12 protein-coding genes are annotated in these 22064 nt (G+C 59.3%); 5 read left to right on the top strand and 7 right to left on the bottom strand.

Annotated features, from left to right (window positions below; all coding sequences use genetic code 11):
* Window positions 1–167: 167 nt before the first annotated feature.
* The 5 genes from AC56LV_RS16990 (at window position 168) to AC56LV_RS16970 (ending at window position 6942) form a co-directional block, all read left to right on the top strand.
* Window positions 168–2600, top strand: a complete 2433-nt coding sequence (locus AC56LV_RS16990; protein ID WP_499559318.1) for a dynamin family protein — start codon at window positions 168–170, stop codon at window positions 2598–2600.
* The gene (locus tag AC56LV_RS16985; RefSeq protein WP_499559316.1) at window positions 2597–3493 is read left to right on the top strand and encodes a diguanylate cyclase regulator RdcB family protein; all 897 of its coding nucleotides are present in this window, start codon (window positions 2597–2599) and stop codon (window positions 3491–3493) included. The genes AC56LV_RS16990 and AC56LV_RS16985 overlap by 4 nt, the downstream gene beginning before the upstream one ends.
* Window positions 3490–4545 carry a patatin-like phospholipase family protein gene (locus AC56LV_RS16980; RefSeq protein WP_499559314.1) on the top strand — a complete coding sequence of 352 codons (1056 nt, stop codon included), beginning with the start codon at window positions 3490–3492 and terminating at the stop codon, window positions 4543–4545. Before AC56LV_RS16985 ends, AC56LV_RS16980 begins: the two co-directional genes overlap by 4 nt.
* A gap of 422 nt (window positions 4546–4967) precedes the next feature.
* Complete coding sequence (locus AC56LV_RS16975; RefSeq protein WP_499559312.1) at window positions 4968–5801, top strand: HNH endonuclease; 834 nt, start codon at window positions 4968–4970, stop codon at window positions 5799–5801.
* The gene (locus AC56LV_RS16970; protein ID WP_499559311.1) at window positions 5794–6942 is read left to right on the top strand and encodes a DGQHR domain-containing protein; all 1149 of its coding nucleotides are present in this window, start codon (window positions 5794–5796) and stop codon (window positions 6940–6942) included. The genes AC56LV_RS16975 and AC56LV_RS16970 overlap by 8 nt, the downstream gene beginning before the upstream one ends.
* Window positions 6943–7352: 410 nt before the next feature.
* Here the strand turns inward: AC56LV_RS16970 and dpdD are convergent, their stop codons facing one another.
* From dpdD to dpdF, 7 genes are read right to left on the bottom strand one after another with little or no spacing between them, the layout of a single operon-like run.
* Window positions 7353–9602, bottom strand: a complete 2250-nt coding sequence (gene dpdD / locus AC56LV_RS16965; protein ID WP_499559310.1) for a protein DpdD — start codon at window positions 9600–9602, stop codon at window positions 7353–7355.
* 1 nt (window position 9603) lies between these two features.
* Entirely contained in the window at window positions 9604–10128 is a 525-nt protein-coding gene (gene dpdK, locus AC56LV_RS16960; RefSeq protein WP_499559308.1) for a phospholipase D-like domain-containing protein DpdK, read from the bottom strand.
* Entirely contained in the window at window positions 10128–14837 is a 4710-nt protein-coding gene (gene dpdJ, locus AC56LV_RS16955; protein WP_499559306.1) for a protein DpdJ, read from the bottom strand. The genes dpdK and dpdJ overlap by 1 nt, the downstream gene beginning before the upstream one ends.
* Window positions 14834–15559: a hypothetical protein gene (locus tag AC56LV_RS16950; protein ID WP_499559304.1), complete on the bottom strand. Its 726-nt coding sequence runs from the start codon at window positions 15557–15559 to the stop codon at window positions 14834–14836. The genes dpdJ and AC56LV_RS16950 overlap by 4 nt, the downstream gene beginning before the upstream one ends.
* Window positions 15556–18636 (bottom strand): protein DpdH, encoded by a 3081-nt coding sequence (dpdH, locus tag AC56LV_RS16945; RefSeq protein ID WP_499559302.1) that lies wholly within the window; start codon window positions 18634–18636, stop codon window positions 15556–15558. The genes AC56LV_RS16950 and dpdH overlap by 4 nt, the downstream gene beginning before the upstream one ends.
* Window positions 18633–19532, bottom strand: a complete 900-nt coding sequence (gene dpdG, locus AC56LV_RS16940; RefSeq protein ID WP_499559300.1) for a protein DpdG — start codon at window positions 19530–19532, stop codon at window positions 18633–18635. The genes dpdH and dpdG overlap by 4 nt, the downstream gene beginning before the upstream one ends.
* Window positions 19529–22057, bottom strand: coding sequence for a protein DpdF (gene dpdF, locus AC56LV_RS16935; protein ID WP_499559299.1), 2529 nt, complete (start codon window positions 22055–22057; stop codon window positions 19529–19531). The genes dpdG and dpdF overlap by 4 nt, the downstream gene beginning before the upstream one ends.
* Window positions 22058–22064 lie beyond the last annotated feature (7 nt).

Here is a 22064-nt window from a genome sequence, read left to right as displayed (position 1 = left end):
TAGTTTTTTGTACATAATTCCTGAACGAATACTCAATGAAGCAACCTTGCCGAGCTGCTAAGTGCTGTTTACAAGATCTGCCTACCTCAGCGTTCTTAGGTACAAGCCGGGCTATCAGACATGGCCCTGCCCGGCTTCCGAACCCAGACTAATCGAACCTCGCCCATATGCACACCAGCAACATTGCAGTACTGCAAGAAGAAGCCCAGCGCCTGATCTCTCTTGAACGCGAAATCCTCGAGCAAATGCTACATGAACCCAGCATTCTCGGCGAAGCGGGCAACGGCCTGCGAGGCACATTCACACGCAAACAGACCAGCTTCGACCTAGAAACCCTTCATGGCGAGCACTTAAAGCTGAAGCAACTCGAGCTCGTAATTGCCGTTGTTGGAACCATGAAGGCGGGCAAATCAACTACGATCAATGCTATCGTCGGCACTGAGGTCCTGCCCAACCGCAACCGCCCAATGACGGCAATACCAACCCTGATCAGGCATACGCCGGGTCAGGTCGAGCCAATACTGGAATTCGACAACAACGTGCCCATCGAAGCCTTGATGGTCCAGTTGCGCAAGACGGCAGACCGTTTAGACAACCAGCCGCTCGTGCGGCGTTTGGAGGCCGACAACGACATGGCTCGGGTGCTGGAACAGGTCGATGCGGGAGAGGCATTCCCTACCCAGTATCGCGGCGCGGATGCGATCTTCGGCTTCCTTCGCACCTTGAACGACCTGGTACGACTCAGTGCCGCACTGGACGTTCCGTTCCCGTTCGCGGACTACGATGAGATCCATGAGATTCCGCTGATACAGGTCGAATTTGCGCACCTGCAAGGCACCGAACAGTCACAGGGTACGCTGACCCTGCTAGACACCCCGGGCCCTAATGAAGCTGGTCAGCCGCACCTGCGCAAAATGCTCAGCCAGCAACTGGCCAAGGCCTCGGCAGTACTGGCAGTTCTCGATTTCACCCAACTGAAGTCGGAGGCAGACGCGCAAATTCAGGCCGAGTTAAAAGAAATTGCTGGGGTGGCCCAAGGGCGAATGTACGCCCTGGTCAACAAGTTTGACGAGGCCGACCGCAACAGCGACTCGCCCGATGAAATCAAGCGCTTTGTGGCGGATGAGCTGACCGAAGGGCGGATTGCACAAGGCTGCATTTTCCCCGTGTCCTCGCGCCGCGCCTATCTGGCAAACCGTGCGCGTTCAACACTCGCTGCACAACATACACTGCCGTCGGCCGACGAGCATCCCTGGGTTGCTGACTTCGGCGTGGAAGCGTTCGGCAGCAGGTGGGCGAAACGGATTGGGGATGCTGATGAGGTACATGAAGCGGCAGCGGATATGTGGGACCAGTCCCTGTTCGAAGCGCCTGTGAACGACATCATCCGCTTTGCGCAGAGACGCGCCGCGATCCTGGCGCTGAGCTCGGCCGCATCGAAATTGCTTGATACCGCGACCCGTCTGGCGAACTTTTTCAATACCCGCGAAACGGCGCTGGGTAAAAGCTCGCAGGAACTGCGAGCGCAGATCGAGGCGCTCCAGAGCGACATCAACCGCGTTGAGGAAAGCGAGAGCGGCGCGCGTAGGGTGGCAGATGCCACCCTGAAGGATCTCAAAAAAGATTCTGACGCAATGATGCAAAAGGTGAAAACCCAGATCAGTATCGCAATCGAACATATCTTTGAGGAGCGGAAGAAAGAAGAGGAGGCGCAGGCTGCCGTGCTGCGCAAGGCCGTAGCCCCAACTCCCGTCAGATGGATGCTACGCGTCAGTGATTTTTTCGAGGGTGTGGCAGGGAACTCGCGCGATCACGAACGCTCGGACACACCCTATTTCGATTCCAACAATCCGGTCATGCGATTCACCTCGCGCGCCGAGGCGGAAGCAAAACTGACTGCCGTACACAAGGAACTGAAGCGCATCATTGAGGCCGGAGAGTCGAGCATGAAGGACTCGATGTCGAATGCACTGGGCAGTTTTCAGCAAAATTTCACTGAGAATGTTCTAGCGCGCGCTCGGCTGATCATCGATGAGATGCGTAGCCGCCTCAAGGAGGACGGCTTTGATCTGCGCCTTGACATTCCCGCCGCCGCTACGCTCTCCCTGGCAAGCGCCGGTTCGCAACTGATGGGAGAGCTGATCGCTGAAAAAACCGAAACGCAAAGCAAGAGCCGCCGCCAAAGCGGCGCTTGGGGCACGGTGTGTAGCTGGTTCGGCACCGATGACTGGGGCTGGGAGGACTATTCGGTAGATGTTGACGTCTTCGAAATTGACAGTCGGGCAATCAGGAAAGCGGTTGGGAGGGACATCGACGCCCTCTTCGAGGGCCTGGATGACGCACTGGTAGAAAAAATCCGGACTCCGTTACGAAAAGGGATCGACAACTTCTTCCGCCAGTTCAGGGAAACCGTCGAGAATATCCGGGGCGACATGTTGCAGGGCATGGAGGATAAACACCGTAGCAAAACCGAGCAGGAAGACCTGCTGCGCTGCCTGGCTGAACTCAGGAAAAACCTGCCCGCCATCCTGGCCGACACCGATGGCCTGAACCGGGATGTAAACGAAGGTCTTAGTCGCACGGACGGAGTACTGGGATGAGCGTAGTGATCGGAAAAGACGCTGCACTGCTTGAAGTCCTTGGCGTGCTGCCGGAAAAATTTGTTGTCGACTTCGCCAATGGCATCGATGTCAGCCGCGATCACATTGCCATGCAGCGCCAGCACACCGGGATGTTCGACCGGCTGTATGACGGTTTCACCGGTAAGGGGCAGCGGCGTCAGGTCGAGATCAATGCTAGCTTGGCAGACGGGGTATCTGGTTCGCTGGTCTGGTTGACCGAGATGACGGGATCACTGGCAAAAAGCAACCTCGCAATCACCAAGGTGAAGCAACGGGTGGTTATGCTGCAGGGGGCTATGACCGAGGTAGCGCTTCATGCGGGCGACACGCGCGAGCAGTTGCGGCAGCTCGATCAGCACCTGAACCGACGCGTTAATGGCTTCGCCGAAGAGTTGGTTCGCATCGACATGGTCCAGCGCGCCGGTATCCATATGGATCTTGTGCTGAGCAAGTGGCAGTCTGGTGTCTTTGCCCAACTGCCGCTGGCCGGACGCTGCTATGCGGCTCTGGAAGAGCTGCGTTGGGGTGCATTCGGCGACTTTTACCGCAACACGGCAGTAGCGCAGCGTTCCACTCACCTCGAATTGCTGTGGCACCGCGCACTCGGGCAGTTGGCGGCCGACGCCAGGGTCACAGGCAGTGACCGCATCGACACCGCCGGCTGGCTCGCCGCTCATGACAGCGCACGCTCGGCTGAACTGAGGGAAGGCCTTGCCTATCTGGGCGACTGGGCCACCCCGGAACGTACGCCGTTTGTCTTTGCTGCTGCCAACCTGCCTCGTGACCTGCCCAAGCTGTTGCCGCGCCGTTGTTCGGCAGAGCGCCTGGCAGGCGCCTTGGTGACTGAGGTCTTCGATGGAGCTGAAGGATGAGCGGGCTACGCGTGGGCCTGGTGCTGTCCGGAGGCGGCGCCAAGGGCGCCTACCAGGCAGGCGTGGTCAAGGCGCTGGCAGAAATGGGGACGCAGGTGGAAGCGGTAGCTGGCGCCAGTATTGGCGCGCTTAACGGGGCTATCCTTGCTTCGACCCCTTCGCTCACTGCAGGAGCGGCGAGGATGGAGGAAGTATGGCAGACACTAGCTTCCGAACCGCCACTGAAACATAATCTTCCAGCTTACCTGAAGCTCGCACTGGCGGGCGGAATGACTCTATCGGTTACCGATCTCGACGTCCACCTGAAAAGGCTGTCCGAAGCGGCAGGACTGGACATTCCTGCCGACTTTTTCCAGTGCATGGGTGAAGGCCTGTTCTCGTCGGCCCCACTGCAGACATTGATCAACCGTTACCTGGACCCGGAAGCATTGCAGCGTGGCGTACCGCTCTACATTGCAGCGTACGAAAGCCGCGATGGCACAAAAGACCTTCTGGCCGCGCTCGCAGCCGAAGCAGGCCTGCGCGATACCAGGCCCGCTGAGTTCTTCCATGTGCAGTCAATGCCACGCACACAGCAGCGCGACGCCCTGCTCGCATCGGCTGCAATTCCGGTACTATTTGCGGCACGCAAAATCGGCGAGAAGTCGTATACAGATGGGGGACTGGGTGGATGGATTGCATCGAAAGGTAATACCCCGATTACGCCCCTTCTAAAAGCCGGGATTCGTAACGTGATCGTCACTCACCTGTGTGACGGCAGCCTGTGGAGTCGGCACGCGTTCCCTGATGCCAACATCATCGAGATCCGCCCGCAGACACCGATCGCACGCAACGGTGGCTTCAGCGACCTGCTGGGCTTCGACCAGCAGAAGATTCCATCGTGGATCGCCCAGGGTTATGCGGATACCCGTGCATGCTTGCAGCGCGTAATGGATGCTTCGGCCGCACGCGGGGCACTGGGCCTGTCGGAGAATGATTTGTCCGTGCACGATGACTCTTTGCCGGAACTTGATGCGGATCTTGGCGCCGCCATGGAACGGTTACGCCGATGAACGACTGACCAACAGGTCAAGCGGTCACATTTGCTACCTGACCTGTACGAACGGAGTAGATGGCCGCACTGTGAACTTGGGCATCAAGGCGCGGATCTTCATCTGTCCTTACCACTAAACAAAATCGCAAGGGCTCGGTTAGTGATGGCCGTAATCAGCGCCTTGCGGCACTCCCCATACTTCTCGGCAAGGCCAGGTAGCGCTCCGGAAACAATTTGCCAGTGCATGGTGTCGAGTCGCACCAGAGGCCCCAATCGCCGGGAAATTATCGCCAGACAGCTTTTTAATTTTAACGTCCATCGGTAGTTGTGTATATCGTCTATGGATCGCTACAATAGCTCTACAAATGCGGCGTATTCCCGAGCCAATCCAAACAGATTATTGAGACTAGAGCCATGTCAGGACAAGATCTACGAGACAAGATGGCTGAACGAGCGGAAACTTATGCCCAAAGGTCGCTTCAGTCCTACGAAATTACGTTTTTGAAATTTATAGGGACATACGTTACCGATGAAGCGCATCAGAGATTGTTGTTCTCAATTCTGACAGACTACGTTTTTCGCATATTTTTCATGTCGGCCGCAGCGCGCTTTCCGGACGATAATTCATTAAAATCGGATGCGATTAAAAAATTTCTCAGAGAGAGGACATCGATCCCGGACGACGATATCGACAGAATTCAGCGACTTTTAAAAGCGGCTCTTGGATTCAGATACTCGGCTCGGCCTAAGAACGAACGAAAGGCAAGGATTCGTGAAAAGGCTTCGGGAAGATGCTATCTCTGCGGCTCTATCGTCGACGAGGAAGAGGATGAGAGTGAAATTGACCATGTGTGGCCACACTCGCTTGGCGGAAAGAATAGTAAGGACAATCTAAGAGTTGCACATGCAGCGTGCGCAGCGATCAAGGCGGATTCTGCTACGCTTGCGGACGTGCTGACCGGCGGAGCAGCCTTTGCCGTAAAGCCAAGTGGTCTTACATCGCCCGCACATGAAATGGTATTGTGGCCACATGAAGTAACAAAAAAAAATGATTTCAACGGCTATAGACGGAAAATTCTCGTCTCCAACATGCGCCTAGTCGTCTTAATGAAGCAGAATTACAAATGCTTTAGCTGTGGAGTAGATTTCTCGGACGCAGGTGAGCCTGAAATCTTGAATGAAGAGGACTCCAAGGAATGGAGTATCCTGAGTATGAATGCATATTGCGAAACCTGCTCCCCTAACAACGTTGCTCAGAAAGAAATCCATGACTGATGAATTTCGCCACACTTTTTCTGGTATTTATGTAGATCAACGAAGCACTGCTGAGTCACCGAAATTGTTTCTGGCAGCTATCTCGGCAAAGGACTTGAAAACATGGGTCGAAGTTGTTCCGACAAGTAAAGAACATGGTGGAGTCCAGCGCATTCTTTCCGATGCCCACGTGAAATCAATTAAGAACTTCATCTCTGCTGATAAAAAAAATATTATCCCCACCACGATTACCATCGCTCTTGCAGAGGGCCAATATACCTGCGTCCCGCAGAGCGAAGGATTATGTTTGTCCCAACTTGAAATAAAGGCTCCCCCAGGGAAAAAGCCCGGTATATTGATTGATGGGCAGCATCGCCTTGAGGCTTTTTACCAAGTTGACAGCAGCATCCCTTTAATGTGCACAATTATTCTTGGCGCGGATGACTTGGAAAGGGCGCTGAATTTTGTCGTCATTAATAACAAGGCAAAGCGGGTTCCGTCGGACTTGGTGAAGGCGATAGTCGCTGAAATGCCGCCGGCGCAGCAAGACAGCTTTAAATCAAGGGTTCGTGCCGTCGGGCTTTCGCTGGGAGAGTATGCTAATGCCCTGAAAATATTATCCGAAGATGATTCCAGCCCGTTCAAGGCCATCCTTGACTGGGATATTAATCGCAATGGCCACCGGGTGGTAAAGCCGCTTGCGCTTGAACAGTCTCTGCGCACTGTACGCAATGAGCTGATGGTAGAAGTCGAATTGGATATGGATGAGGCCATTGAGATTCTCGAGGCCATGTGGCGCGGAGTGCAAAGTTCCGACGGTTACGAGCAACACTGGACAGACACGGACTCGAAACTATTAGGAAAATCAGGACTGGTGTCGACCACGGGATTTCTCATCGAGAAATTAAATTCGCAAACCGAGGAAGGAGCAGTAGATGTGACTAATCTGGCCGAGGTAGAGCAGCACTGCAAGGAAGTGATGGATCGAATTCCTTCCGATTTTTGGACCCAGGACTGGGACGAAAAAGGATTAGACACTAGCGCCGGGCATAGGTTAATCCGTGCAGCGTTATCACAAATTCGTGCAAACGTTTCGCGGAATGCTGCTGATCCATATGCAAAAGTGACTATTTTGAAAAGGAACGCCCTAGCAGATGAATAACCGAGGTTTTGAAGCCAAGTTGCGGGCAATGCTGGCGATGAGACCAGCGTCAGAAGCGCAGGACTCGTCGAGAACACAACCGGCACGCGGGTTCGGCACGATCAATCAGCACTAAATGATAATGCTCGAGAAATGTCAGTTGCCGCAGCGATGTTGCGGCGCTCAAACCGATAACTTTGGCCAATTGCGTTAGCGTCGGCCTATCCGCAAGCCCGCGCGGTAGAAAGCGTAAATAAGCGAACCAGACTGTCGAGCAGGCTATGGAACAGTTCCCGCGCGTAGCGGTAAAGCATCACCACCGACATACCGTTTTTTGTACGCAAAGTACAGTCGACTCATCCTCGGTAAATCAGTATTAGAACAATTAACCTGATCGCACCCACTTGACAATCGGTTTCCTCACGTACAATTTATTCACCGTCAATTTGAGCAAGTAATCTTTGCTCGACGACCTGGGCCAGACTCGCCGCGCCATTTCCCTTCGCCCAGCAAAGCGTCGCGCTCTCGCCCAGCGCTGCCTTCACGCAGAACCAGGCCTGATGCGTAGCACAACGCCATGCGAACACAAACCAATCGACTTGTTTAGCAAGATTGCGTAACTCGGCCGTACAGACCTCATCGTGATTCACGTCGACCCTCAGACCAGGATAGCTTTGCAACAGCAGTGCACGTGCGCGCTCTGCAGTTCCTCTGTCGAGCGTATAAATCGCGACCCGTCCTTGTACCGCAACGGCCGAAGGCTCGACCGGTGCGCATTGCATCGGCTCAACCGCGAAATGCAGACCCGAGTCCGCCGCGATTCGTTCGAGCAGTTTGAGCTGCAATGGCGTGAGCTTGCGACCGAACTGACTGGACATGCTCACGACACCGCTCAGGAAACGTAGGCGGGCCTCTTCTAACCCGCAACGCGCCTGCAGCAACTGGTCAGCAAGATCGATCGCCCAGTCGATCAGGTACGACGAACGGTTTCCTTCCAGCACCCCGGTAAGATCATCCACCATTACTCCGTAGACCGCAGCGCTCGGTCCGCATTCAAGCACGCATGCGGCAGCACGCTTAATCAGCGTAAGCTCATCATCGCCGTAGGCTGCACGCACGCGTAACGTGGCCAGCAAGGCGAGGTAGACGGGAACGAGACGGGTGTCCGGTATTTCGATACGGTCGATAAACAGTCGATACCATAGTGGGAAGACCTGTTCGAAAACTTCAGGCGCCTCGATCGCCAGCGCCTCGATGATGTCCGCCGCCTTCCGCCCGCAATCGATTTCCGCGAGAATGTCCGCAGGCTCCCATGAGGGCACGCCTTCACGCAAGCGCGAAACATACTGCTCTGCCGTTTCGCCTGCGCTTTTTAGCCAGCCCAGGCGCCCGACCGGCGTCAACTGAGCATGAGTTTCCGAGGTAACCACGTCCAGTGCCGCCAATTCGGTGACGCACTTGTACATGCGTGGACTACGCTTGGCAACCTCTTCTTTTGCGCCCTCCCTGTCGAGCAAAGCCAGTACAGTCTGCGCGGTCGCTGCATCGTCGATCTCCCGCGCACAGCGCAGCATCACGCAGAGGACCTCCAGGGTCGGCGGCAGTGCGCTGTACAGTTCGAAGGCGCGCTCGAATTCTTCGGCATTCAATGCCGCTTGCGCCGACACTGTAGGATCAGGCGCTTGCAACTGCTTGCAGCGTTCCCGGATCTGTTGCTCAAGTCCCGCCGGAAATGCACCCGCCGGCAATTGGGACAGCAGCAGTAAGCATTGCTGCGGATTTGGTGCGGCTAAGGACAGTTCCCTGCAGACGGCGCCTTTGAGCACTGCCGGGCGAGTCGAGTGACGGCGGGTGCGGAACAGCGCAGGGTAGGCCTCAAATAACGACGCTTTGAATTTTTCCAGTAATTTATCGAGATCACCGCGCTCTTCGGCTTTGTGCAGCAACGTCTTGTACAGCGCCTCGAAGATATCGCTGTAGGTCTCTGGCGGCAGCTTGAGGTTGATGAGTGCCGGCAGCAACGGATACTCTACGATTTGGTCCCACTGCCCGAGCGCTGCGTAAAAACGTATCTTGAGGAAGTGACGGTTCTCTGCGCTCAGGTTGCGCGCGGCCAGAGCGTTGAGCCACTCCTGGGCCGCCGTCTGGTTGCCCGCCAGGAGCGCAAGGTCGAAGCGCGCCCGTAGTTGGGTAAACGAAGTGACGGTATGCGTTGCAATATACGGTCGAGTCCGCAGCAGGGCCGCGTAGTTCCTGATCTGTTGGTTTACCTTGGCTACATAGCCCCCGGGTACCGTGATTTTCAGGACCCGCCCCTCGAATTGATGATTAATGGCGCTCTCGATCGGATCAGCCAGATCGAGTTCGGCCCGCACTGAAGGGAAATACGCATAGGTGGGACCAATGAAGGCCCGCATTTCGGCGAGCAAGCCCCGCAAGTGCGCTTCGCTATATGCACAGGCATACCAGGTGATCCCTGCGTCTCCGAGAACGGCGCGGGGCAGTAGCAACGGCCATTCGCGCCCACCCTTGAGCCAGGCGAGGATGATCGGGGAAGCGGTGCTGACCGGATCGACGGGTTGCCCCGTCGCGGTGCTTGAGGACGGCGGGTAGCGCAGCAGGTTCGGGGCGGCGAAGACAGTGTTGACGAAGGAGGTCGCCGCGGGATCGATGAGTATCATGTCAGCTCTTGATGTAACTGTCGAAGTGGACGCGAGCTGCGGCGATCGCATGCGGGTCGAAGGTGACCGACACGCTCTCTTCGAGGACGCCGACGCCGTTCTCGGTCAGGTTCATAGACCCCCTCAGCAGCGCATGGCTGCACAGAATTCCTTTCGTATGGAGGTCCGCGATCTGATAAAACGTGCATCGGTCGCCGGCACCCGAGTCCAGCATGGCGTCCTCGAGTTGGCTCTTGAAGCGTTTGTTGTGCGGATCAGGACGAACCACGACGTGAATCCTGGTGTCGCCGGCGGCCAGCGTCGCCAACACCTCAGCCAGGCGAACCTCGCGTTTGCCCCACTCCGGATTGAGGGTGTCGAAGTTGCCGCTGCGGTTGTCGAGGATGACGACGTTGCTGATCCATGGCTGGACCAGGACTATCTCCTCGCTGCGCACCAGCAGTTCCTGGGTAAAGAGGGCCGCCAGCACGTCGCGCACGGCATGCTGCGACGAGGTGACGCTTTTGTAGATATGGCGTTCGTTCATCACATCGACTCCCGCAAGTTAAACTGGAGCTCATAAAACTGGCCGTTGCGGCGTAGTCCGCCTAGCCTCGGATACAGGTTCAGGTACTCGAGCTGGATCGGTTCGGAAATCGACCATGCGATCACCTCACGCACCAGTTGACGCTCGGCGACGGGAACCGCCACTGCGACCTGTCCCGCTGCGGCAAGTCTCCCGCTGGCCAGTTCGCGCCAGTCCGGGGCAGTAGCGTCGACCGGCACTTCGGGCGCAGACGCCCACTGGCTGACGAGCAGGCGTTCGACGGCAGGCACGCTGTTGGCGAACCGGTTCGGCAACTGCAGGGTGGCTGAGCGTAATTGGTTCCCACGCACCCACAGCAGACCATGAAGGACGCTGAAGCGCCACCCTTTCACGCCTTCGGCCGGGGGCACGAAGCCCATGCCCTGCAGCGCGGTTTCCACGCGATCACTGTCGCTATAGAGCGTACAGACGACACGCGCATCGATTTCTACGCCGAGTTCGCTTTCGATGCGTTCCCAAGTTTCGATCATTTCGTAAAGCAGCAGGTCGAAGTCGCGAGGCATGTCGCGTCGCAGCAGACGCGTACCGAGTGCAGAAGCGAATCCATGGAACACGGCCATCCCGCGCTCGATCAGGGCCCGCCGCAATGCCAGGTAGGCGCGGTCCGCTGTCTGCACGTCCGGCGCGCCGCGCACTGCCATCACCAGACGCACCAGATCCTGGTCCGGGTTCGCGCCGCTGATGCGCGACAGCACCATGCGCAATTGTGCGTCGATGACCTCGAACTCGGACGATGCCAGAGCGGCCTCGAGCAGCCTGAAGAAGCGGTCGGGCTCTTCCTGGTAACTTCCATAGAACTGCTCGATCAAACCGTTGCCGCCGGGGTTGCTCTCACTGATCCAAATTTCGTCCGATTCCGGCTCACTACCGTCCTGGCGCAGGCCCGGATCGATATCGACCATCAGCTGATCGCTCTGCAACTCGGGGCAAAATTGCTGGAGCGCTTCGAGGAGTCCTGCGGCTAGGGTCTGGCGCACTGTCGTCCTCAACCACGCATCCCATTCGGAATCGATCGGGGCCACCAGCAACTGCGCGATCGTGGCCAGCGCTTGCAACACCTCAGGCCGGGCAAACTCTTGCGCGAGGTCCTTGCGCAAGCGGTCTGGGCTCTCGCCCTCGGTGGTAATCGGCAGTTGATAGGTGGCCTCCATGACCTCATCGAATGCCGACGCGGCGCTGTTGCCGCCGCTGCTCAGGTCGGCGATCGCCTGCGCCAGCGGCATTCTGTCGCGTTCCGCCCTGAGTGCCGCCGCGGCAGCGAAAATCTGGACCAGCAGGTCGCGCCGGAAGACGTTCCCGACCACTGCCGACAGTTCATCCCCGTGGCGCGCCTCCCATAGATAGCGGCACTGGCGCAAGGCGCGCGTTGTCGCCGCAACGCTCCAGTCGACTGCGACCGACAGCGAAGGCGGCAACTGCAACGCAAACACGACTGCGTCGGACTCGATTTCGAAACCAATGCCGCAAGACGCCCCGTCGTGCTCAAAACGCCAGCGCGCTTCGCATTCGGTATTTTCGCCGTTGCGCTTGATGCGCATTTGGGCGTGGGATGCGGTGGCGTAGCGGCGCACGGTTGCCGGCGCCTGCAGGGCGTGGGTCTGGAAATCGACATGCCTGAACAGCGCGGCGACAGCGATGGCCGCTGGAAGCGTCGAGCGAGCTCCTGCATTTTCAGCGAATATTTGCGATTGCCAGATCAGTCGCGCGTTCGATGTCGAACCAACGTCTTCGGGCGTACGGCGTAGCGTCAACTGGTGTGGGCGAAACGCCGCGCGCTGCTCGACCACACCATCCTGCAGGAACATGATGTCCGGTTGGCGCTCGACGTCGTACCAGCTGCGCACATCTATGCCAGATTCGTTCAGTCCAGCGTCGCTCAATTGCAGCACCACATCGTCGTCCGGCGCCAGCCACAGCGCCGTGTCGAAACGGCGCGAGACTTTGCCGGGCGCCATCTCACCCAGTGCCTGGAGCACCGGCAGGAACCGGTCTTCGGTCTGCGGCACGCTGTCGGGCAAGCACAGTTTCACTTCCGGCAGGCTGAGGTCACTGAACAGCGCAGCCGGGATGAACTCAGGCAGGGGTGCGCCGGTCGAATAGTCGGATCCGCCATTCACCGACCGCCAGTCAGCAGAAACACGCCGCAGTGCGGTTGGAACGGCTCCGAGCAACAAGGGTCGCGGATGGTCCCAAAGCAGCGTATGCGCCTGGGGTGCTGACAGACGCATTGCGTCACGCAGGTATGAGAGGAACTCAGCCTGCTTGCCGGTCTTGGACAGCAGGTCGGAAAGCAGTCTCGTCAAGGCAATCAGGCGCAAGCGACGGGTGATCCAGTTGCGTGCGTCATAGTTCCTGTTTCCCAGCATTTTCCAGCCGATCTTGTGGACGCGTCGGATCAGGGCGTCGACGCCCGCTTTATCGGTGAGCGCCGGAAGGTCGGTCAAGACCTTCTTCACCTCGATCAAGCATTCAGCAAAGTCCTCGGCGCTGGCCTTCGGGGTAAGCGGCCCGCCAAGGTCGCGCCATACCGATCCAGTTGCCGCCACCTGCTGCATTTCGCGCCCCAGGTAGTCGATCAGGGTATATACCGCCTGCATGCGCAGCACGTAACGGTTCGACAATGGCAGCATCCGACCCGGCAGCAGGGGATCGAAGTACTGCTCATACGCCTGGTAAGCCAGGCGATCGCGGCCGTAGTCGGAAAGCACCATGAGTGTCCACGGACGCATGTGGCGGGTTCGACCCGCCCGTCCTTTGCGCTGCAGAAACTGGGCCATATCGCGCGGGGCCTTGTGCTGTAACACGACGCCGACATGAGGATCGTCATACCCCACTTCCAGCGCAGCGGTAGCGATCACTACCTCGGCCTGGCCGTTGACTCCCTGATCATAAGAGGTAGTGCGACTGACCCGGTGGCGTGTGTCGAGCCGGTGCCCGAGGGACCGTGCGAGGCGCCAATCCTGGCCGCCGAGGTAACGATAGCGCTCGGCGCGCGGTTCGCGCAGGTGCGCCAGGCCGCCGTCAGGCCTGCGCCGATTGGGCTTGCCGTCAACCTGCATCCCCTCGGCGTCGACCAGGTCGAGATAGAGGCGGTTGGTCGAATCCATCTGGTCGGTGAAGGCGAACGCGCGCCAACCGTAAAACGGCCGGGTCGCCATATCCGCCCGCGGATCGAGGATGCGCGAGGCCAGCAACAATGTCTGAATCGATGTCGACAGCAGGGCACTACGCGATACAGGGTCGCCACGTAAAGCCATCATGTACTCAGCGCCCTCGTTCTTCATATCATCCGGTTGAGGGCTGACTTCAGCCACCGCGCTTGGGTCGAGACCAGTCAACGCGGCGAAAAACGCCGCGCCGTTCGACAGGGTCGCCGACAGGCCGACGAAACTGGACCGGTACTTGGTCAATGCGGACCAACGGCGCAACAGATAAGCGACCTGGGCGCCGTAACTGCCCGAGTAGATGTGCACTTCGTCCAGCAGCACCATGCGCGGCGCCATCAGCGCGCGCGGCCCCAGCCCGAAAACATGGCGGAGGTCCGAATTGGTCATCTGCTGATTCAGCATCTCGGTGGTCATGAACAGCACATGTGGCGGGTCTGCCGCGAGGTCGTCGCGTGTCAGGCGAACCTCATCTGATTCGACGGTAGCCCCACAGGCGCAGACCAGTCGCCCGTTTCCATTGTCGATATCGGTGCGAGAGATCGTCAGGTCGCCGCTGCACTTTGGGCAGCGCAGGTAGGGGCAGACCCACCGGTCGCCCCTGATGCGCCAGCTCCGTTTGGTCGGGATCGCCGCTAATGACTGCGGTGTATCGCCGAACAACACGCCTACCGTCAACTTACGCCCCCCCCGATTTGCCAGGTAGCTGTCGAATTTGCGCGACTGGTCATAGACTTCCGCAAACTGGTCCTTCAACAGTTCCTTGCGCGGATAGATCGCAAGGATGCGCGTGCCGGGTACCGGCGATTGCGCGACCTCGGCGGCAAGTGCGCTCAGGCCCGGCAGGTAGAACGCAAGCGTCTTGCCGCTGCCGGTGCCTGCGGCAACCATAGTGCCCTGGCGCTTGTTGTCCTGCAGGCCGCGTAGGATGCGCGTGGTCGCATCGACCTGGAAACGTGCCAGTTTCCAGTCGCTCGCTTCCTGTCCGATACGATGCTCGAGCACCTGCAGCGTTTCGGCGGACAGTTCGACGTCGCGAAATTCCGCCAGCGCCTGCGCCCCAAGAATGTCACGCTTCGGGTACTTGCGATTGCGCCAAAGGAAGCGGTAATCCGCCACCAGGGTGGGCGCGGTGGTCCAGCGGTCACCCTCTTTATGCTTGGAGAACAATTGTCGCAGGCGCGCGAAGAGCCGCACCGACTCGGCCATCCGGCTGCGGAAACCCAGTTCGAAAGGCAGCTCGAACACCAGCCGCTCGGTACGCAGGCGCTCAAGCACCGCGTCCGTGTCGAACAAGGTGCAGTCGGGCCGTTCCATCAAATCGGCGGCCTCCTTCGAGTCGAGCGCGCGCACCACGACCTCCCGTAGTTCGTCGGCGGTGAAGGAGGCATCGACAAGGCCCCAAACCAAGACCTTTGCCTCATGCTTCTCGATCTCGTTCAGAACACATTCGATTACAGCAAGATCAGTATTCCAATTGCTCATCGGCTCACCACCATAAATGCCTCGGCCTGCCCTTCGGCCTCCAGCCATGCGCGCACTTCGTTGGTGAATAGTGCTAATGGTGCGCCCTGCCCGCTGCTGATGGCCATGTAGAACTGGCTGACGGCTTCGGGCACTTCGGAGAAATTGAAACGTGCTGCCGTCTCCTGCAGGCGTTCGGCCAAGCGACGTAGCGCAAGCACTGCTTCGAGCGTGGCCGGACCTTCGGTTCGGGCCAGGCCTTGGAATCGCCCATGTATCTCGCTGTATTCGTCGAAGGCCTCGCGATTCCCGGGCCGGCTGAACGGCAGCGTGGCCCGGATGGTTGCTGGCGGCGTGAAGCTGCCCAAGCCCGCGACAAGCGTATTCCATCCAATGACGACGAATTCGGTGAACTGCGCGACGAGCTTGTCGGTCGCGCCCAAGGTCTTCGCCCAGTGATCCTCATGGGTCAGCCGTTCGTCTGCGCCACCATCCTGCAAAATTTCCGTCGCCTTCGCGACCAGCGTGCGAACCAGTTTCACCTGCGACTGGCACTCCTCCAGGGTATGATCGCGCACTTCGATCCAGTCCAGCTGATCGACTACTTTCTTCAGCTTCTTGTACTGCGCGGTCCATTCAGCACGTCGTTTGTCGAGCGCCTGCGCATCGTACTTGCGGCGCGACCACTCCTGCAGCGCCAGCAGGCGTGCCTGCGTCTCCTGCGCCTTCACCATCATGGTCATTTTGCGTCTCCCATCAACATCATCACGGCAGCCTGAAGTTCATCAATGAACGCGGACCGCACTTCGCCCACTTCATCGCGCTGCGCTTGCTGTTCCGCACCGGCCATGTTGCGGCCAATCCCGTCCAGCAATAAGTCGAAGCGGCGAAGTTCCCCCGTCGAGCGCAGCAGCAAACTCACGTCAACCCGACCGTAAGCGCGCATCCGCTCCTCAGGCTCCTCCTCCTCGGACACCAGCAGCGCCTGCTGCACGGACCGTACCAGTTCGGTCAGCGCAGCACGGCCGAGATGTTCCAGCCTTGCAAAATCGCTCTTGGTGTCGAAATCATAGGGCATGAAGCCCTGCGTCTGTGCCAACTGTAGGGCCTGGCGAACACTGCTAATCCACGCGTCCTTATCCAACTCCTCGCCCAGTGCAGTCACCAAGTAATCGCCGTGCTTGGCAAGCACCTGTGAAAAGTGGCTAGCAATCCTGGCGTAGCCACCAGGGCCGTTGCCAAGTTCAGTGAGATGGTCCCTCACCTCCTGGTCGCTGACCTGGCGTAAGTGGATATCGTCCAGCTTACCGTTCCAGGCCGCTGCAACACGTGCATAGTCAAGCGCCAACACCGTATCGCCGCTCCCCTGGAAGCAGGCGGCCTCGGAGACGATCGCATTCTGCAACTGGGCGCGTATTCGCCGTGTGCGCGTCAGCACGCGTCCCAGCGGGGCGGCACGGTCGGCTTCGCCGAACGTCAAAAAATCCGCCTCGTTAAAACCAGTCGGAGCAGGCTCGAAAATCTTGGAAAATACCGTAGGCATCGCGCGGGACACGCCAACGCTCAACATCAGGTTTTGGCGGTAAGCAATATGCAGCGCCGCAGTCAACCGCGACTGGCCAATGCTTTTCAGGTAACGCTCGACCTGCGATGTGAGCTCATCGAGCAGGCGCTGCGCGTGGCCGTAGAAGTCTTCCGCCATCGGAAAATCCCAGCCTCTAGAGATGTCATGCCTGTCCAAGCCGATCAGGGCAAGACGCACCCAGCCCGCCACTTCGCCGACTTGCTCGGCGAGGTGAAACATGGGTGCCGTCTGCGGATTGCCGTGGTCTACATACGGCAGCCAGATCCAGTCCGCCACCTTCTTCAGCATTGTCGTATCCAGGTCAAGCCGTTGCCCGACTCCTTCTCCGACGAGGACGCGGATGCGCCGGGCAGTTGCCTGCCTCGGTTTGTTTGCGACCGACCAGAGTTCGACGTCCTTCGCGAACGGACTCGCGGGCGGTGGCGGTGGCGGCGGTGGCGGTGGCGGTGGCTGCGGTGGGGGCGGCGTGACGACACCATCGCCGCGCTTCGTCGGTTCCTTCATGTCGGCCCGCCTCACTGCCCACCTGTCCGCGAACGGGAACGGCAGTCCAAAAGCATCGAACACCGCCGCATCCACAGGGGCAGCGCCTCGAAGGGTTGGCGGGTTGCCGCACCAGTGGACGAGCATCGTTTTCAGGCGCGCCTTGATCGGCGCAGGATGCATCGAGCCGTCCAGATCGGTGTCGGTGCCGGATGGCAGGGTCCCTGGCTTGAAAGCGGCAGGAGGGAACGCACCATGCTCGTACCAATGGCGCTGGGCCAGTGTTTCGCGCAGTACCCGGTTGATGAACGCGCGCGGATTAAATACAAGCTTGCCGCCGAAGCGCAACTCGCGTGCGCATAAGGAGCGCAGCGATTGCGCGTTCAGGGGAAAGAGTGGATAACCGGCGCCGGTGTAGCCGAAGGCAGTCAGACGATCGGCATCGCCGGCATCGAGGTTATCGTCGACGTAGGGACGTATCCAGCCGTACAGTCCCGTCGCCGACTGGTCGCTCCGCTTCTCGAATTGGGCCCGCAGGGCGTGGCGTCCCCAACGCGCGGCGTTCAGGTACCGCCCGGCCATCTCGACCAGGCTGTCGAGCAGGATTTCATCGTTGCCATAGTCGCTGGCAATCACCCATTCGCCGCGCGCCCGGGTCAAGATCGTTGCGCGTTCTGGCATGAAGCCGTCGGTAACCGCGAGCGCGGTACGGATCGGGGCGCGCTGGCGTCCGCTCGCATGCTCGCTCTCGGCAATAATCATACTGAGCAAAGGTCCCTGAATGCCGGAAAGCGCGGCAAAGTCCTCGATCAGCAGGACGAGCTCCTTGCCTTCTTCCAACAACTGGACCCTGATCTCATCGACGATCTCTTCGATCGTTCGCCCGCCGAGTGCCTGCGCGAACCGGAACACCATGCGCATGGCGGGATCGATGACCGAGTTCAGCACCTCAACCGCGACCGCCTTTGACTGGCCCTCATGGTCATTCAAACGTTTGAAATATTCCTGGGCAGGGATGGTAGCGTCAGCAAACGAGGCCCGGGACTTCCAGTCAAAGTCCTCTACTTCGAACTGCGGCAGTTGTTTGGATCCGCTCGCGTCGCCACTTACGGCTCGGTCGACGATGCGCTCCAGTGCAGCGTTCAACATTCCTTCCCGGAATATTGGGTCACTCAAGAAAATTTGGAGTCTCTCAGCGTGGTAAGCTCTCTGCTTGACAGTGCGGTCAAAGTTGGAATCTAACGTCGCGACCCATTCCTTGGCTTTGCGCTTGAGCTGAAGACCCAGTTCGGTTGCGAGCCGCGGGGGAGCATCTTCTTTCGAGATTGAAGCGATCGCAGTAGTCAGACTGGTGCGCAACTCGTCATATTCAGCGCCCTGCAATGGCTCTAGAATTAGTTCCACTACCTGTCGCAGGCTGGCAGTTTTTGGCACTAAGATCACGACCATCTTCTGACGGCGCTCATGTCGCTCCAACTGGGCATGGAGCCAGCGCACCATATGCGACTTACCAACACCAGAGGGCCCGGTCAGAGAAACGACCACGGCACTACCATCCGCGTTGTTGCGCAACAGCGCATCAAGCAACTCCTGCTCGGTTTTCTCTTCCTCAACCGCCCCTGCCTCACTGCGATGGAAGATGCGAGCCGTCTGGTGCACCGCCAGCAGGACAGCCTCGTCAATCGTCTCTGCTTCGGTGCGGATGCAGTTGTCGACTTCGGCCTGAAGCGGCCAGTAGTTGGACAGACTCATGCTTGATCCTTTTTGCGCATCACATGGGTAAACCGGAGGTCGGGCCGCACACCGTCGCGTCCGCTCAGGGTCATACCGCCGCCGACGAGGTCCGACGCTGTATCGAAGCGCAGTTCGCCGCTCGCGTGCAGCGCCAGCAATGCGCGCGACAGCGAAGTCGACACTTGTCCGGGCGCCGGTACGAACATCGACTCGCGGTTCAGTTTTTCTTCAACAGCGTTACGATATACGCCTCCGTCCAGCACCGGCAAGGCGCTGGCGAGGTGATCGAGAAAGGCGTTGGCCACCATGGTCTGGCCGGGCGCCATCCATTGGCCGATCGATTCGCGCACCGCTATCGTTGGATCGATCTCGGCGCCGTCCGGCGTGCGCACAAAACCGAGGAAATGCGCCCACTTCCTCAGTCCGTTAATTCGGGTGTTGTTTCGAATCAGGCGCAGTTCGGCATTCACGACTTGCGTAGTTTCCAGGGCCTCAAGTTGGCTGATGCCGGTCCGGTACACATCCTGCGCCAGCAGCAGACACAGGGTTCGCGTCAGATCCGCCGCTTTTGCACTTTCCGTGGCCCATAAATTCGCATTGTTCTCCGCCGCAAGGGCGCACTTGCGCACGGCGCGGCGTATTACACCCTCAACATCACGGCGCTTCATGTCGGCGAGAGGGGGAAAATAATCCGTCAGGCTGACTGTGTCATTCTGACGCTTGAACAAGCCCAACTCGACCCAGCGGTTGAGTGTCTGACGCACCATCTTGCGCTCATCCTGGACGATGTGTTCAGGTGCTACCTTTGCCAGCAGGTCGGCCTCTCCGACCGTCCCCTTTTCCAGGAGCAGCACGCCACATATTGCTGCTAACACGTTGGGCAGACCATCGTTGGTTGTATTAAGTAAGCTCATCCGATTAACCTGCTGACAAAATCCTCAAGATTGATATGGGTCCGCGTATCGAGCAATCGCCGCAGCGGATCGTGTGGGTCCGGCAGGTCGCACGGAACGAGCACGACTTGTAGCGCGCATTCGCTCAGCCGGAGTGCCCGCGGAAGCGGTGCGTGCGGATCGGCGACGACGATCCGAACCTCTTCGGCAGCACCGTACAGCGCATCGTCGTCATCGCCCGAATAGTTATCCAGGAATACGGCGCGCGACCAACGCTCCGTCAACTGTCGCCGCACGGCCTGCAGGAGAGCGGGATCGGAGCGCTCAGCCAGCAGCAACGTGTGCGCTGGCAGCGCGTCGAGCAGCAAGCCGACAAGCTTGGCGGGGCCCGTTCCTTGAAAGCACTCCGGAGGAAAGGCGACTAGCAAGGTGTTGTCGTGGCTGTTCATGTTCCACTGGCGCCGCCAGGCGTTCAGGTCGGCCGACTGTGTTCGCGGCAAGCGCGAAACTGCCGGGTCTCGATAGCTGGCCCGCCGCTCGTGCTGCCCCCAGTCGCGCGGGCATCCGCCGCAGCAAGTTTCGACACCGACCGTCGCGCCGGGAAGGCGCAGCGCATAGAGCCGCTCGAGCACCGACGACATCTCGTGGCGCCCTTGCGAAACCTCGACCATCAGCTTGACGCTCAACTCGGACGCGTTAAAGGTCTCTGTGCGTGCCTGGCCAAGAGCCCGGTTGAATACGGCCGGGTCGCGGTGACCAGGGTGAATGGTGCGCAGCGCGGCACGGGTAAGATTGTCGACCGCAGCCGCACCGTCCACGCCCGCCTCCCCGGCATCGACGGCGTGCAGCTCGATCAGTTTCGCGCGTGCCATCAGCGTCAGGGTGCGCAGGTTCCAGGCCTTGTTGGCGCGCGATTTTTGCTTCAGGTGGCTAGGGCGCACCGTGATATCGACCCACGTCAACCCGGCCCCGTCCTGCTTCGCGTGCCTTATCATCAGGTCCCACCGCTCGAACCCGTTGTCGTCGCCGATCAGGGTAGGCGAAGCGATGCTGTACGCCATCGGAATATCCTTCGGCTCAGACACGAGCAGGCTCGCACATGCCTTGCCGTCACGGCCACCCCTGCCGACCTCCTGATAGAAGCGGTCGAGCGACTCCGGCAAGGTCGCGTGAATCACCGTGCGGACGTCACTCTTGTCGACGCCCAGACCAAAGGCCGATGTCGCGACCACACCGTCGATCCGGTTCGCCGCCCAGTCATCCAGGATGCGCTCGCGCTCGCGGTCGTCGGTACCGCCATGGAACAAAGCCAAGCGGCGATGGCCAAGGGTTAGAAGCCTGCGATGCCAGAGTTTCGCCTGCGCGCGTTCAGTGACATACACGATGTACGGACGCGGCGCCGCCGCAATCGCCTCCAGCACCCGTTCCGTCCGCTCTTCCACATCACCTGCCGCATGTGCGGCATAGCGCGGCTCTGGACGCAAGTGGACACTAGCTGTCATGTGGGTACGGTCGGGTGGGCCAAACAGATTTTGCAACACGCTGACGGTGTTGGTCGTTAGCGTGGCCGAAGCGAGGACAGTTCGGATCGGCTCCCCACAGTTCAGTTCGCCCAGCGTTCGCACCAAGGCAGGCAGCAACTGGAATGCGGGTCGAAACGCGTCGCCCCAGCCGACGACCAAGTGTGCCTCGTCGATCATGATGGTCTTGACGTAGCCGGCGTGCGCACCCGCCTCGATCGAACGGCGCAGCGAACCGGTGACACTTTCAGGCGACGCGAAGAGGATGCGCTGGGTACCGGCAGCCAAGGCTTGCTTTATGCGGCACCTGTCTTCCTGGTCGAGACCACTATGGAAGGCGAGCGGCATGTCTTCCCAGTGGGGGTCGAGTGCACGCAACATCTGCTTCATCCGGCGCATCTGGTCGAACGCCAGCGCCACAGTCGGCACGACGACGATGGTCATCTTTCCCAGACCACCGTGCACCAGCGCTGCCGCTTGTCCAAGCAAACTCTTGCCGGAACCGGTCGGCAAATTCGCCAGCAGGGTCACACCTGCCGGCAAGTGGAACATCGCCCGTACAGCTTCGCGCTGGCCCTCGCTCAGGTAGGCCTTCAACCCGGTCGCCTTGGTCATGAACGGGTCCATGGGCACCCGGTAGTTGGGGCGCGCCACAAGTTCATGGTAGGCGTCGTCGAACAGGTTTGCCGCCTCGCCGAGCCATTCGAGGCGCGGCAAGTCGGCGTTCAGGTGCGCCATCTTGTTGTTGATCCATGGCGAGCACCCTGCTCGCTGCCACTCCTCGTCGGTTGGCCATCCAGGCGCCAGGGGGACCCGTAGCGCCGACTGCTGGCCCTTCTGCTTGCGCAACAGGAGCGCTTGACGCACCAGCGGCACCAGATCGGCCGCCAGGTCGGGGCTGCCCCCATGCATCGCGAAAAGAATCTGCCGGATCCGCTCCAGCAGAGGCGTTTCTGCCGGCCCTTGGGGAATCTGTGCCTGCACCCAATTCGCGCACACTTGCTGCAATACCGAAAAATCGAACACAGGTGCC

It is taken from the genome of Telluria sp. RB2R28, from assembly GCF_059685835.1.
This window is presented reverse-complemented; position numbering and strand designations above follow the sequence as displayed.